Below are 15,326 nucleotides of genomic sequence, written 5' to 3'. Positions count from 1 at the left end.
GTAAATTTGAAGATGTTAATGAGTGAAGAAGTAAAACAAATCCTAAGTTATTACGAAAGTGAAAATCCTGGAGTAAAAGCAAATCTTGCTCGTATTCTTATGCATGGAAAACTTAGTGGAATTGGCAAGTTAGTAATTCTTCCTGTAGATCAAGGATTTGAGCATGGGCCAATAAAAAGTTTTGAAGTTAATCCTGATGCTTACGATCCGCATTATCATTTTCAGCTTGCAGTTGATTCGGGAGTAAGCGCATATGCTGCTCCGCTTGGTATGATCGAAGCTGGTGCTTCAACTTATGCTGGAATGCTACCACTTATTTTGAAGCTTAATAGTGCTAACTCCTTGCACTCGAAAAACTTAACTTCTGATCAAGCAATAACTGCTTCTGTAAAAGATGCGCTGCGTTTGGGTTGCGTAGCTGTTGGGTTTACTATATATCCTGGTTCTGCTAAGTGCTTCGATATGATGGAAGAAGCTCGCGAAATTATAGCTGAGGCTAAGTCTTGCGGCCTTGCCGTAGTGCTATGGTCTTATCCACGCGGTGAAGGAATTTCCAAAGAAGGCGAAACAGCAGTTGATGTTATTGCCTATGCTGCGCACATAGCAGCTTTACTTGGCGCTAATATAATCAAAGTAAAACTTCCAATTAACTATTTGGAAAGGGAGAAAATAGAAACAGAAAATATTGAGTCATTATCTAAAAGAATTGAATATGTTAAAAGATCTTGTTTTGCAGGGAAAAGAATAGTAGTTTTTTCTGGTGGCGAGTCGAAATCAGTGAATGACATATGCAATGAAGCGAAAGAAATTAAGCAAGGCGGTGGTAATGGTTCAATTATCGGGCGTAACACTTTTCAAAGAAAAAGAGAGGATGCTTTATCTATGCTAAAAGATATAATGGATATCTATGCATAAAAAACGGCTGGGTGGCAGAATGGCTTATGCGGAGGACTGCAAATCCTTTTATACCGGTTCAATTCCGGTCCCGGCCTCTTACTCCAATTAGATCGTTTTTTCTTCTGAAATTTTAACAAGAAGTGTGGCTTTTAATGAAATATTTAAAGAAATAAGATACTATATTCAAAATATAAGCAGTAAAATGCCAAAGAGATTAACAGAAGTTTTATTATTGATTGGTTTGCCCTTCTTGCTTACCAGTTGCACTTTTCACTATTTATTAAAGAGCTCGTATACTCATCTTGCACCAGAAAAGTACCCTTCATCCAACAAACAGCCGGTTTACGTCGGTACAGCTTACAGTGCACAGACTATATATAATGCGTTATTTAATGACTTTCTGTTAATAGGTAAGTCATCATTCACAGCCAAACATGGGCGTGCTAGTCAATATGTTAACTATGGAAGAGAAGTTGGAGCAGATGTGATAATCGTATCATTTCAAAATATGCAAAAGGATAAAGAGCATTTTAGCATCACAGAAAAACTATTATGGGACACAAGCTTAACAACATTTCATACAAGGACCATTATAAACTTTGATCAGGACGTACTCTTTCTAAAAAAGGTAGGTGATGCAAAAGCTCCATGGGAATATGTCAAAGGAGAGTTCAAGCTTCACGAAAAAGACGATACTGATCCATATCTAGGGAATTGGGTAGGGTATAGAATATGCAAGATTGCAATATCTTCTTCAGAAGATGAATACTTAGGATTTGTAAATGAAGATAATTGTAAAGAAAAATCTGGAATAAATAAGATGCTTGCTTGGAAAAATGGGGATGTAAGGTTGCGGCTTAATAAACAATCAAAACAGGGATTTTATTTAAATCGAAATAAGATTCCTATACTAATAAAATCTCAAATTAACAAATTTGGCTACCTCGAATTAGTAGATAAAAATACTGATCAAGTTCTGGTTTCCCTTCAGAAAAATTAGTTTTTACTACTCATAGAAACTATATACTTACTATTTTGATAAACCTCAAGCTTTCTAAGTTATTCTTGTTGCATGGTAAAAAATAAACTAAAAATAAGCAAAGTGTTTTACAAAATGATATTACGTAATTTATTGTTTTTACTGCCGCCTGAAATTGCTCACTCCTTGGTAATAACGGCGTTAAAAAAGATGCCCTGTAGGAAACCTATAGAACTACCTAAGTCTTTAAATGTAAACTTTTTTGGTAATAAAATTAGGAGTCCTGTAGGTCTTGCTGCAGGTTTTGATAAAAATGCGGAAGTTGTAAAGCCGATGCTCTCATTTGGTTTTGGATTTATTGAGGCTGGTACTGTAACTAAACATCCCCAATATGGAAACAAGAAACCGAGAATTTTTCGATTAATTAAAAATGAAGGAATAATTAATAGATTGGGATTTAATAATAAAGGAATAGACTATCTTCTTAAACAGATCAGCGAAGCTAAGCTTGATGATTGCATTTTTGGCATCAATATAGGAAAAAACAGTACATCAAAGGATCAAATAAGCGATTATGTTGAGTTGCTAAAGATAGTATATGGAAAGAGCAATTATATAGTACTGAACATCTCATCTCCAAACACACCTAACTTGCGCAATTTGCACAATAAACAAGAATTATCCAAATTGTTGAAATCTATCACTCTAACCCGAAAATCAATCGATAGCTCTGAATCCATACCGATAATATTAAAAATTTCTCCAGATATAGATCAGCAAACAAAAGAAAATATCGCTGAGCTTACACTAGAATATAAAATTGACGGCTTAATAGTAAGCAACACTACGATAAGTCGAGATTCTTACTATAATGAGAGCGGTGGGTTGAGTGGCAGACCATTGTTTCAACTTTCAACTGAGTTATTGAGTGATATGTACAAGCTTACTAAGAGCAGAATTTTATTGATAGGATGTGGGGGAGTTTCAAGTGGTGTTGACGCATATGAAAAAATAAAGGCAGGAGCTTCTTTAGTCCAGCTATACACTGCTCTTGTATACCAGGGGCATCAAGTTGTGAACAAAATTAACCTGGAGCTTGCGGAACTAGTAAGAAGGGATGGATTTAGTAACGTTACTGAAGCGGTGGGTTGTATACATTAATTTTGGAAGTGGTGGTATTATTTTAATAAAATAAAACTAATTCTCTGGTATAAAGGTGGTAGAAAGCGTTTTTCTTTTGAATGATGAACATGAAAGTTTTGAACGATATAATATCTAAAGTTATTAATTATAAATTTACAGATCATGCAATATTAGAAGAGGCATTAACCCATCCAAGCGTAAATAAAAGGAATAGCGAAGACCAGATCGTAAGCTACGAAAGGCTAGAGTTTTTGGGCGATAGTATTTTGAACATGGTTGTATCTGCTATGCTGTTTAAAATGTTTCCTGAAGAAAAAGAAGGAGCATTGGCAAAAAGAAAAACGGATTTAGTTTGTGGTAGTACCATTGCTAATGTTGCTAAAGAAATAGAGTTAGGTAACTTTATCATCATGAATAATAGTGAACGTTGCAACGGAGGGAAATGTAACTTAAAAAATTTAGAAAATTCGCTTGAGGCACTAATAGGTGCAATTTATATTGACGGTGGACTTGAGAGTGTTGAAAAATTTATTATCCGACATTGGGAAAAGCTAGCTAAAGACATCCTCGATCCTCCTCAAGATCCTAAAACTTCACTGCAAGAGTGGACTCAGAAAAACAAATTACCTTTACCAGAGTATGAACTTGTAAAACAAACTGGACCAGCACACAATCCTGAGTTTACTATATCAATTTTCATAGAGAATTATGGCAAAGTTTCTGCATGCGCTTCTAGTAAAAAAATTGCTGAACAAAAAGCTGCTGAGTTGATGCTAGAAAAAATTAGAAAAAACGACTCATTTTAAGCAAAATAGACACTAACATAAATTTTAAGTAAGTGAATAGCGAATACTCTTTAGTTCAGTTTACATATTTTTTTATCTCAGCCAAAATCTTATCAGATTGACTTTCATCTGAATTTAAATCAGCGACAAAGTGTGTGACATATTTCCCTTCAGGGCCAATAAGGTATATTATTGAAGAATGGTTAATTTCCTCTTCCCCATCTGTTTTACTTGCATATACTTTATACTTTGCAACTACTTCGTCTATTTTTTGTCTTTCACCAGTTAGCATTTGTATTCTATGGTCAAATTGCTGCTGAAATTCTTTAAGCCTTTCTGTATTATCGCGCTCAGGATCAACTGTGATAAAAAATGTTTGTAGCTTGTTGTCAGTTTTCTCGTCTAACTTTGCAAGTGTTTCTGAAATTATTCCAAGGTTCATAGGGCAAATTCTTTTACATGAGGAAAATCCAAAAAAAATCATCATATACTTATCTTTGAAATCACTACTGCGTACTATTTGCCCGTTTTGGTTAATCAAAGAAAAATCCCCACCTATTTTAATTTCTGTATTGTATGGGACAAAGATGCCTTTCTTAGTAAAATAACAATAACCTAAGAAGACAGCTGCTAATGCTATTAGTAGACTAGACAATAACCTTATAGACTTTACCATTAAAGCGTTCCTAATAAAATTAAATCATATATTAACTAGTTGACTGATTCAACATATTCCTTCCAAAGTGGATTGTTAATTTTGTCTAACAGTTTCTTATGCTCATCAAATTCTTCACTACTTGGTGAGTGTTCTCTGCGAGCTAAATTTCGCACTTTGTGCTGGATAAACGTGGAGTTATTGTCCTGATCACATTCATTATTAAACAGAAAGGTTTGCAATCCTCCTGTAAGCTCAACATAGACCTTTGCAAGCAATTGAGCATCAACTAATGCTCCGTGTAACTCTCTACCTTCCAGAGATATATCAAAACGTTTACATAATGCATTTAAAGAAGCAGGTGACCCTATGAATTTTTTTCTTGCAAGTGGCAATGTATCTAGCACTCTATCTGAGGAAATTAACCTAGCATTTAACTTGCCTAATTCCATATTAAGGAACTTAACATCGAACTCAGCATTATGAATTACCAAAATGTCATTAGATATGAAGTCAAGAAATTCAAGTGTAACATCTGAAAATAGTGGTTTATCTTCCAAAAACTCCTCACTAATACCATGAATCTTAAATGAGTGGTAAGGTATATCTCTTTCTGGATTAAGATATCGATGAAATGTTTTGCCTGTTGGAATACGATTAATTAATTCCACACATCCTATCTCAATAATTCGATGACCAGACTCAGTGTCAAGACCTGTAGTTTCAGTATCAAGTACTATTTCTCGTAGCCTACTTTCCATCAGTTGTCATTTGTTGTTAAATTTTTATCATTACTTGCCTTCTTATAGTTAATAGAAACAAGTAACCAAGTTGGGTCTGATGAATTAATATTTTTTTTGAATTGCCATACATCCTCAACTTTGTTAATGGTAGACATACTACCTGATATGATGTCTCCTTCATTATTCTTAACAAAGTTAATTTGCTCTGAAAGGAAATATACTGCAACAAATATTACGTTTTTTACTAGTTTTATTTCTAAGATCTTTTGTGAAACGATAGAAACAATTATAGACTCGTGTACCTCTTTACGATGTTTAATTTTGTCCACAAAGCTGTTATACAAATCTTTGTCCAGAAGGGATTTTAATTGAGGTAAATTTCCTTGGTTAAAATATTTAATTATTAATTCAAAAGCTATGCTTGAACCTTCGATAAAATTGGAAATAGAGAAATCTCTGTTTTTTTGTAATATTTGTTCATAAGTAGCTTCTATTGAACTTTTGTCATTGCTATAAATATAATCTTCGATATTTTCTACTACATCCTCTTTACTTTGACTTACATCCAATACACCTGTTAGCTTTTTTAGGTTGAGACTGGCTGATTTTCCTAAAGAATTATATAAGCGTGAAAAAATAAACGCCGCTAGTAAAGCATATATTACAAGCTCTATCATGGTAACTTAACCCCTTGGTATATAAAGTATCTAAATATTATTAATTTTTGATAAAAATATGTTTTGCATATTAGCCTATAGTTAGGTTTGCTATTCGTTTATAAATGAATATATTATATAAGAAAGTATTAAATATCTCAACTTAATTAAAGGAGAAGTAAGAAATGTTACAACACAAAATGAAAATTCATGGTCAGTATGTCAAAGATTTTTCGTTTGAGAATCCAAATTCGCCATTCCTTCCTTCTAGTAAAGCTCCTGATATTAATGTAATGGTTAATATTAATTCAGCAAAATTAGAAGGAACAGAAAATAAAAAAGGAATAAGTGAAGAAAAGCCTTTTCATGAAATTACTTTGCATATAGAAGCCAAAGCAACGGTAAAAGATGAAGATGTAAAAGATGATATAGCTTTCATTTGCGAGGTAAAGTATTGCGGTATTTTTTCAATAGAAAACTTTACAGAGCTAAGTGAAGAAGAGGTGAGACAAGCTTTATTTATTGGTGGACCTACTTTTCTTTTCCCTTTTGCAAGAGAAATAATTGCAAGAGTTACAAGTGGTGGTGGATTTCCCCCACTGATGCTAGATCCTATAGATTTTGAAACTATATATGAGCAGCAAGGTCAACAACAAAAAAGTAACGGTAGTAATTCCAATTTTAACTAATATGATGTAACCTGATGAATAATTCTTTAAACGCAAAAACGACTTTAAACATTGACGGGAAGTCATACAACTATTTCAGCCTAAGTAGTGCTAGTGAATTTTTAGGAATAGATGTGACTAAGTTGCCCTGCTCGCTTAAGGTTCTGCTTGAAAATTTATTGCGCAATGAAGATGGAGTAAACGTAAAGCTGGATGACATAAGAGTACTAGCAGACTGCGTCAATAAACACACTAATCACGAAATTAGCTATAAACCAGCAAGGGTGTTGATGCAAGATTTTACAGGGGTTCCTGCTGTTGTTGATCTAGCTTCGATGCGGAGCTATGTAAAGCAAAATGGAGGAAGCCCGAGTAACATAAACCCATCTGTACCGGTTGATCTTGTGATTGACCATTCTGTTCAAGTAGATAGTTATGGAAGCACTTCCGCATTCAGTAAAAATGTTGAGCTAGAAGTAAAAAGAAATTTGGAGAGATATCAATTTTTAAAGTGGGGAGAGTCGTCCTTCACAAATTTTAGAGTAGTACCACCAGGTACTGGAATTTGCCATCAAGTAAACCTTGAGTATTTAGCGCAAGTTGTGTGTAATAATGATGGGGTCATATATCCTGACACTTTAGTTGGTACTGACAGTCACACTACAATGATTAACGGGTTATCAGTCCTTGGTTGGGGTGTTGGAGGCATAGAAGCTGAGTCTGTGATGCTTGGTCAACCAATTAGTATGGTGATTCCAGAAGTAGTTGGATTTAAATTAATTGGCAGACTACCGGAAGGAGTAACTGCGACTGATTTAGTGCTGACGGTTACCAGTATCCTAAGAACAAAAGGTGTTGTTGGTAAATTTGTAGAATTTTATGGTGATGGTTTAGATTATTTATCTCTAGCAGACAGGGCCACTATAGCTAACATGGCCCCAGAGTATGGTGCAACTTGTGGGTTTTTTCCAATTGATCAGAAAACACTCGATTATTTACATTTAACAGGGCGACCAGAAGAGCTGATCAAATTAGTTGAAGTCTATTCAAAAGAGCAGGGATTGTGGCGTAGCAGTAATGAGTTAGCATTTTTTGACACACTAGAGCTTGATTTATCAAGCGTAAAGCCAGTGATGGCTGGTCCTAAAAGACCACAGGATAAGATTTTCCTTTCAGAAGTAGCGGAATCTTTTTCTACATCTTTTCCTATTAATGAGACAAACAGACCTCCGTTGGAACCTATCTATGGCGATCAGCTCCAGAGTGGCAGCGTAGTGATTGCAGCAATAACAAGCTGCACTAACACCTCAAATCCAAGTGTGATGATTGCTGCAGGTCTTGTAGCTCGTAATGCAATTAAACTTGGATTAAAATCAAAGCCTTGGGTTAAAACTTCTCTTGCTCCAGGGTCACAAGTTGTGACAGAATATTTAGAAAAGTCTGGATTGCAGGTAGATCTAAATGCTTTGGGTTTTAATCTAGTTGGATATGGCTGCACAACTTGCATTGGAAATTCTGGTCCACTTAATAAGGATATAGAGGATGATATAAAAAACAAAAACTTAACTGTTGCTGCAGTTTTGTCTGGCAATCGTAACTTTGAAGGAAGAATTCATCCGTTAGTCAAAGCTAATTACTTGGCATCTCCGCCACTTATTGTTGCATATGCACTTGCAGGCACTGTGCAAATTGATTTGACAAAAGATTCAATATGCAAAGATAAGAATGGAAATGATGTCTATCTCAAAGATATATGGCCAACAAATAATGAAGTTGAGAGCTGTGTTAAAAGTGTTGTGACGCGTGAAATGTTCATACAAAAGTATAAGGATGTTTTTTCTGGTGATGAGCATTGGCAAAAGATAAAGTGTGAGAAAGGTGAAATCTATGATTGGGACGCGAAAAGCACTTATATACAAAACCCTCCCTATTTTGATAATTTATCGATTAAGAACAATAAAAGCAACATAGTTGATATAAAGAATGCGCAAATACTAGCGATGTTTGGCGATAGCGTCACTACCGACCACATTTCCCCTGCTGGAAATATTGCCTCAAATAGTCCTGCAGGCATATATTTAAAAGGTCTTGGAGTTGAACCGCAAGATTTCAATTCATATGGATCTCGCCGCGGTAACCACAACGTAATGATGCGTGGAACCTTTGCTAATATCAGAATAAGAAATAAAATGGTGAGCGCTGAGGGTGGCTATACAAAACATATTCCTTCTCAAGAAACTATGTCAATTTTTGATGCAGCAATGCAATATAAAAGAGAAGCTGTTCCATTAGTTGTTATTGCAGGACAAGAATATGGTACAGGTTCAAGTAGGGATTGGGCAGCAAAGGGTACTGCATTACTGGGAATTAAAGCTGTGATTGCAGAAAGTTTTGAACGCATACATAGGTCCAATTTGGTCGGTATGGGTGTTCTTCCACTTGCATTTCAGGATGGAGTAACGAGAAAGGTATTTGATGGTAGTGAGATAGTGAGCATAAAAGGTGAAGTAGTACCAAATGGAAATCTAGAATGTATCATTAAAAGAAAGGATGATTCAGAGCAATCCATTCAACTCAAGTGCTGTGTACAAACTGCAACTGAGGTTAAGTACTTGATGAGTGGTGGAGTGTTGAGCTATATACTTGCGCAGTCCTTTTGAGCTATCACAGTCATTAACTAGGTTTTTTGAATCGATTCTGGCTCTTTATTTAAATAATAATTTATTCGATGCAAAGTTATGATATAATCTTACCTTACATATGGTAAAGGGTGTTTTGTAGATAATTATGATCAGTTCTATACAAGAACCTAACGCATTACGAAAACGATTGCAGGCATTTTATCGTGCTGATGAAAAAAGTCACGTACGTTATCTTGTAGAAAAATCAGAACTTTCGGCTGATTCAAAAAACATAGTTTACAATATTGCAAAACAAATTGTCGAAAAGATTAGAGGTAGTAAATTAGGCATTATAGATTCTTTTATACAACAGTACTCACTTTCTAACGACGAAGGAGTAGCGCTAATGTGTCTTGCTGAATCATTACTTAGAATACCAGACGATTACACAATAGATGAATTGATCAAAGATAAAATTGTCAACCAAGAATGGAATAAACACCTGGGGCGTTCCTCTTCATTGTTTGTTAATGCTTCTACATGGAGTTTAATTATAGGAAGCAGTATATTAAGAAACAATGAAGAGGATTCAAAATTCTATCACATAATTTCCAGGTTATTGAAAAATTTAGGAGAGCCAATAATCCGCAAAGCGGTGAAACAAGCAATATCCATTCTTGGCAAGCATTTTATTGTTGGAGAAACTATAGAAAAAGCATTGGAAAGTGTGAAATCAGATGACTACAGTAAGTATTTATGCTCTTTTGATATGCTTGGTGAATCTGCTTGCACAGTTGAGGATGCGGAAGAGTATTTTAATTTATACATGCATGCAATAAAAGCCATAGGTGAATCTGCTGACATAAATGATTGCTTTAAATCTCAAGGGGTTTCAATCAAATTGTCTTCACTGCACTCACGTTATGAATTTAGCCAATTTGGTAATATAGCTGAAGAGCTGAGAGCTAAGTTGCTGGAACTGTGTCATGAAGCGAAGAAATATAACATTTCACTTTGTATAGATGCAGAAGAATCAGAAAGACTTGAGATGTCATTAGTTTTATTTGAGCAATTGCGTCTTGATGATTCACTTTCTAAGTGGGAGGGGCTTGGCTTGGCTGTGCAAGCGTATCAAAAACGTGCTTTATCTGTTCTTGATTTTGTTGAAGATGTTGCCATTCGATCAAAGCATAAAATTATGGTGAGGCTTGTAAAAGGAGCATATTGGGACTCAGAAATCAAGCGCACACAAGAATTAGGGTTAATTGGTTATCCGGTGTTTACTAGAAAAAGCCACACAGATGTATGCTATCTTGCCTGTGCGCAGAAACTTTTAAGCAAAGAGAATCACTTTTATCCATGTTTTGGAACTCATAATGCTTATACTTTTGCTACTATAATAGAGCTTGCCGATAAAAATCATCCTGGGTTTGAGTTTCAGCGCTTACATGGAATGGGTAAAAGTTTGTATGATTATGCAATTTCAGAACTTGCAACAAGCATCAATTGTCGTATATATGCACCGGTTGGTAAACATAGTGATTTATTACCATATCTTATTAGGCGCCTTCTTGAAAATGGAGCTAATAGCTCGTTTGTCAATCAAGTAAATGATTCTGACGTTAAAATTGAAGAATTAGTCTCAGATCCATTAGAAAAAGCTAAAAGCTTAGAATATGAGCCTCATCCAAGCATCCCGTTGCCACGAGATATTTTTGGAGAGGAAAGAAAAAACTCCTTGGGGATGGATATTAGCGATTCAATTGCAGTTTCACAATTTGCAAATGATATAAGGGAATTTAGTGAAAAGAAATGGCAAGTTGGCCCAATAATTGATGGAGAGTCGTTTCTTGACAGTGCGGAATTTACCGAAGTAGTGAATCCTGCACATTTGGAAAATGTAATTGGAGAAGTGTCAAGTGCAACAAGTGCTCAGGCTTTAAATGCTCTTGAAATAGCACATAGTGCTTTTACTAAGTGGCAGAATGTTTCAGCAGAAGAGCGCGCTAAATGCCTTGAAAAAGCTGCAGATTTGCTTGAGGAAAGGATGAAAGAGTTAATTTATATTCTGATTGTAGAAGCAGGAAAAATTTTATCCGATGCAATAGCAGAAGTAAGAGAGGCAATCGACTTTTTGCGCTATTATGCAATGATAGCAAAAAATGAACTGAATGACTGGAAAAAATTGCCAGGTCCAACAGGTGAAGATAACTTCATCTTTTTTGAAGGCAGAGGAGTTTTCTTATGCATATCACCGTGGAATTTTCCACTCGCTATCTTCATTGGACAGGTTTCAGCTGCACTTGCAGCAGGTAATGCAGTGCTGGCAAAACCGGCAGAGCAAACGCCGATTATTGCCTATGAAGCTGTTAAGATACTACATGAAGCTGGAATACCAAAAAATGTGCTACACCTTATTCCAGGGGATGGTTGGTATTTAGGTAAAACATTAGTACCAGATAATAGAATTTCTGGTGTAGCTTTTACTGGTTCAACACAAACTGCTCAAATAATTAATCGAATGCTTGCTAGTAGAGATGGTCCTATTGTGCCACTTATCGCTGAGACTGGTGGATTAAATGCTATGATTGTTGATAGTTCTGCTCTTTTAGAGCAGGTAACTAAGGATGTTTTAATTTCTGCATTTCGCAGTGGCGGTCAACGTTGTTCTGCTCTCAGAGTGCTATTTATTCAAGAAGATATAGCAGAAAAACAGATAAAAATGATATGCAATGCAGCTCAAGAACTAAAGATAGGTGACCCAATACAACTGAGCACAGATATTGGTCCAATAATTGACAAAGCATCTATTGATATGCTCACTAAACATACGGAAAAAATATCAAGGGATGAAGATTCAAACCTTTTGTCCAAGGTACACATGGATACAAATTCTTATAATGGTTATTTCTTTCCTCCGTACATTTATGAGATACAAAAAATTTCGCAATTAAAGCAAGAAGTGTTTGGGCCTATTTTACATATCATACGTTTTAATAAGTCGCAGTTAAATGAAGTTATAAGTGATATAAACAATACAGGATATGGACTTACGTTTTCTTTGCAAAGCCGTGTACAAAGTCAGATCGATTTAATAAGCAAGAAAATATCAGTTGGAAATGTATACATCAATCGCAATCAAATAGGTGCAGCAGTTGGAATGCAACCATTTGGCGGTAGAGGACTGTCAGGTACCGGACCAAAAGCTGGTGGTCCTAATTATCTGCAACGTTTTTCTATAGAAAAGGTTGTAAGTGTCAACACTACAGCATGTGGCGGTAACATTACACTTGCGTGTTTGGATTGATTTGCAATTTCTAAATTGGAAGTCCGTGCAGTTGTGTATGCAGTACTAAAACCTAAAACTCATACACTGAAAGGATAGTTGTGATTCTAAGGAGGCTTCAAAGAAAGTCTTGTCTTTAATAAAAGAAAAAGGTTGCTATAATTCTGATAAAAGCACTATAAACAAAATGAATGTAAAAAATATCTTATTAGCGTTTTTAGTACAATTTATATTCGATTTGTCATTATTTGCGGCTGATCCTATTTTGCTTAATTGTATTGAAACTCCAGGAATTTATGATCTTGAAACAAGGCCAAAAAGCTTTAACTCTTCAAATAATTTAAGAAGAAAACCTGGCTCTCCAAATAATGCAGCAGGAGAATTAATAAATGTAGTGGGTAGAGTTACTGATGTAAATTGCTTACCGATACAAAATGCTGTGGTTTCTATATGGCACGCAGACTCACTTGGCATGAGCTATTATGATGAAAATGTGGAGCTTGATCCAAATTTTGCTGGATCAGGAAGATTTGTAGTAAATAACCTTGGCTATTATAATTTTATTACAATAGTACCAGGTAAAATTGGTGATAGGGCTCCACACATAAACTTTTTGGTCCAACATCCAGATTTTCCAGAATTCACAACACAAATGTTTTTTGCTGATCATAATTGCGATAACTGTGATGATCTTCTTCTTGGTAATCTTATTGAGAGTGGACTTGCAAGCCTTCTGATAGCACCATTTACTTATAACAATCAGGCCATGAAGACCTACACATTTAATATAACCCTAGGTGGGCATAACAAATTTTCTGATAAAAGATAAAGCCCTTGCATATCAGGGGAGTTCATAGTAGTCTTAAGCGCTATTGTACTTAAAATGTATATGAAAAATATCTTACTAATGTTTTTACTATGTTTTATGTGCAGCTTACAATTATTTGCAACGGAGATGTCAACGATGAAGATAACAATTTCTAAAGCTTTACCCGATTTTGAGACGCTAGTGGTAGGTTTGTTTGAGGGTGATAAGCTCATAACTAATGTTCTACAAGATAAGCAAGCTATAGATAACATCAAGAAATTTAGTGGTTTTAATGGAGGTTTTGGTGAATTTTTCTCCGTTACTTCATCAGAGGGAAAAAATATTATAGTTGCTGGTCTTGGAATGAGAGATGAATGGGATGAAAGCAAAGGATTAAATATTGGTGGTAAAATATATTGTGAGCTAAGCAGATTAAGAATCAAGCGAGCAGCTATTTCAATCGAGGGCAGTACAGCAAATGTTGCATATGGAGCATTTCTGCGCAGTTTCAAGTTTGATAAGTATAAAACTAAAAAAGATGAAAAAATTACAGAAGTAGAGGAGATCACAGTGCTAACGAAAGATGAGCAATTCAGTAGTGCTGAAAAATCATTTGAGCGTTTAAAACACGAAGGTGAAGGCATCTTTCTTGCACGTGCTTTTACTACTGAGCCACCTAATATTTTATATCCAGAGTCTTACGCTAATCGTATAAAAGCTGAACTTACTCAACTTGGTCTTGAGGTTGAAGTGCTTGATAAAAAGCAAATGGAAGAGAAAAAAATGGGAGCCCTGCTTGGAGTAGCACAAGGAAGTAGTAAAGAGCCAAAGTTAGTGGTGGTAAAATGGAATGGGGCTTCTCAAGAACAAAAACCAATAGCTTTTATAGGCAAGGGTATAACGTTTGACACTGGTGGAGTGTCACTTAAACCCTCACGCGGTATGGAGTCAATGAAATATGACATGGCGGGTTCTGCTACTGTGGTTGGGGTGATGCGTACTCTAGCTGGACGAAAAGCAAAGGTAAATGCAGTTGGTGTAGTTGCACTTGCAGAAAATGCAGTGGACGGTAATGCTCAAAGACCAAGTGATGTAGTAACTTCGATGTCTGGACAGACGATAGAAGTGTTGAACACTGATGCAGAAGGAAGGCTCATACTTGCAGATGCTTTGTGGTATACGCAAGACAGATTCTCACCTAAATTTATGGTTGATCTTGCAACTTTAACTGGTGCTATAGTGGTTGCGCTTGGAAATAATGAATATGCTGGTCTTTTTTCAAATAACGATGAATTAGCAAATCATCTGATTGATGCAGGAAATGAAGTAAATGAGAAATTATGGCGCTTTCCTATGAATGAGACTTATAACAAAATTATTGATTCACCGATTGCTGATGTGCAAAATATAGCTCCTGCAGGTTCTGGTGGGGATAGCATAATGGCTGCACAGTTTCTACAGCGTTTTGTGAACGACACTTATTGGGCGCATTTAGACATTGCGGGCGCTGCTTGGCATGAAAAAGGCACTGATATTTCTCCAAGAGGGGCAGTAGGTTTCGGTGTAAGGTTGCTCAATAAATTAGTTGAAAAATACTATGAGGTTAATGATTAGGGATATTTGTATTGGGTTTATGGCTTAATTCATGGCTACATGATTGTCTATTTACAAGGCGTAGAAAATGATATCATAAAAGTAACTTGCACTTTCTTTTTGGAGGATTCTAAAGTTACGAACTTGAGCAGCATTAAGAAAGTATTTTTGTTCAAATGATGATTGTAATGATGATCTATTAAAACTTTAAAGCCATTTAGTATTGACGCTATATACTTAAGTGTTAAAATAAAATGAGAAGTTTTTAGGAGTTTATATGGCAGTAGGTGGAAAAGCAAAGACAGCTAGTAAAAATAACCCTACTCAGCGTAAGAAAGCCGAGCAAAAAATGTATAAAGATAAACCGGTAAAACCTGTTAGATATATAGATCGTGACTCGCGCATGAATTATATGTCTGCTCAATATGAAAATGGCAATCTAGTTGAAGATGAGGTAAGCGGCAATCCTATAAAGTGGGAAGCTGTATAGTA

General features: G+C 35.6%; 13 protein-coding genes and 1 tRNA gene. 11 read left to right on the top strand and 3 right to left on the bottom strand.

Annotated elements, in window-relative coordinates; translation table 11 throughout:
• Positions 1-18: 18 nt before the first annotated feature.
• The 5 genes from OOT12_RS06095 to rnc all read left to right on the top strand — a co-directional run bounded on the left by OOT12_RS06095 (position 19) and on the right by rnc (position 3,825).
• Positions 19-915 carry a class I fructose-bisphosphate aldolase gene (locus OOT12_RS06095; protein WP_010404347.1) on the top strand — a complete coding sequence of 299 codons (897 nt, stop codon included), beginning with the start codon at positions 19-21 and terminating at the stop codon, positions 913-915.
• A 5-nt stretch (positions 916-920) separates the two neighbouring features.
• A tRNA-Cys gene (locus OOT12_RS06090) sits at positions 921-992 on the top strand.
• A gap of 107 nt (positions 993-1,099) precedes the next feature.
• On the top strand, positions 1,100-1,897 hold the full coding sequence (locus tag OOT12_RS06085) for a hypothetical protein (RefSeq protein WP_264374565.1): 798 nt from the start codon (positions 1,100-1,102) through the stop codon (positions 1,895-1,897).
• 72 nt (positions 1,898-1,969) lie between these two features.
• The gene (locus OOT12_RS06080; protein WP_264374566.1) at positions 1,970-3,037 is read left to right on the top strand and encodes a quinone-dependent dihydroorotate dehydrogenase; all 1,068 of its coding nucleotides are present in this window, start codon (positions 1,970-1,972) and stop codon (positions 3,035-3,037) included.
• 89 nt (positions 3,038-3,126) lie between these two features.
• Positions 3,127-3,825, top strand: coding sequence for a ribonuclease III (gene rnc, locus OOT12_RS06075; protein ID WP_264374804.1), 699 nt, complete (start codon positions 3,127-3,129; stop codon positions 3,823-3,825).
• Positions 3,826-3,880: 55 nt separating this feature from the next.
• Here rnc and OOT12_RS06070 read toward each other — a convergent pair whose 3' ends face one another.
• Genes OOT12_RS06070 through OOT12_RS06060 form a run of 3 tightly spaced genes read right to left on the bottom strand, consistent with a single transcriptional unit; the run spans position 3,881 to position 5,879 of the window.
• Positions 3,881-4,480: an SCO family protein gene (locus OOT12_RS06070; protein ID WP_264374567.1), complete on the bottom strand. Its 600-nt coding sequence runs from the start codon at positions 4,478-4,480 to the stop codon at positions 3,881-3,883.
• A 35-nt stretch (positions 4,481-4,515) separates the two neighbouring features.
• Positions 4,516-5,220, bottom strand: coding sequence for a DNA polymerase III subunit epsilon (gene dnaQ, locus OOT12_RS06065; protein ID WP_264374568.1), 705 nt, complete (start codon positions 5,218-5,220; stop codon positions 4,516-4,518).
• Entirely contained in the window at positions 5,220-5,879 is a 660-nt protein-coding gene (locus OOT12_RS06060; RefSeq protein WP_264374569.1) for a Tim44/TimA family putative adaptor protein, read from the bottom strand. The genes dnaQ and OOT12_RS06060 overlap by 1 nt, the downstream gene beginning before the upstream one ends.
• Positions 5,880-6,043: 164 nt before the next feature.
• Here OOT12_RS06060 and secB point away from each other — a divergent pair, with 164 nt between their 5' ends.
• From secB to OOT12_RS06030, 6 genes are all read left to right on the top strand, one after another.
• Entirely contained in the window at positions 6,044-6,547 is a 504-nt protein-coding gene (gene secB / locus OOT12_RS06055; RefSeq protein WP_264374570.1) for a protein-export chaperone SecB, read from the top strand.
• A 14-nt stretch (positions 6,548-6,561) separates the two neighbouring features.
• Positions 6,562-9,186 carry an aconitate hydratase AcnA gene (gene acnA, locus OOT12_RS06050; protein WP_264374571.1) on the top strand — a complete coding sequence of 875 codons (2,625 nt, stop codon included), beginning with the start codon at positions 6,562-6,564 and terminating at the stop codon, positions 9,184-9,186.
• A 127-nt stretch (positions 9,187-9,313) separates the two neighbouring features.
• Positions 9,314-12,454, top strand: a complete 3,141-nt coding sequence (putA, locus tag OOT12_RS06045; RefSeq protein ID WP_264685258.1) for a bifunctional proline dehydrogenase/L-glutamate gamma-semialdehyde dehydrogenase PutA — start codon at positions 9,314-9,316, stop codon at positions 12,452-12,454.
• Positions 12,455-12,620: 166 nt separating this feature from the next.
• Positions 12,621-13,262, top strand: a complete 642-nt coding sequence (locus OOT12_RS06040; RefSeq protein ID WP_064085711.1) for a protocatechuate 3,4-dioxygenase — start codon at positions 12,621-12,623, stop codon at positions 13,260-13,262.
• 135 nt (positions 13,263-13,397) lie between these two features.
• Entirely contained in the window at positions 13,398-14,855 is a 1,458-nt protein-coding gene (locus tag OOT12_RS06035; RefSeq protein WP_264685257.1) for a leucyl aminopeptidase, read from the top strand.
• A gap of 256 nt (positions 14,856-15,111) precedes the next feature.
• Positions 15,112-15,324, top strand: a complete 213-nt coding sequence (locus tag OOT12_RS06030; protein WP_264374574.1) for a hypothetical protein — start codon at positions 15,112-15,114, stop codon at positions 15,322-15,324.
• Positions 15,325-15,326: the final 2 nt, after the last annotated feature.

It is taken from the genome of Wolbachia endosymbiont (group B) of Parapoynx stratiotata (assembly GCF_947250635.1).
In the GTDB taxonomy this organism is placed as follows: Bacteria; Pseudomonadota; Alphaproteobacteria; order Rickettsiales; family Anaplasmataceae; genus Wolbachia.
This window is presented reverse-complemented; position numbering and strand designations above follow the sequence as displayed.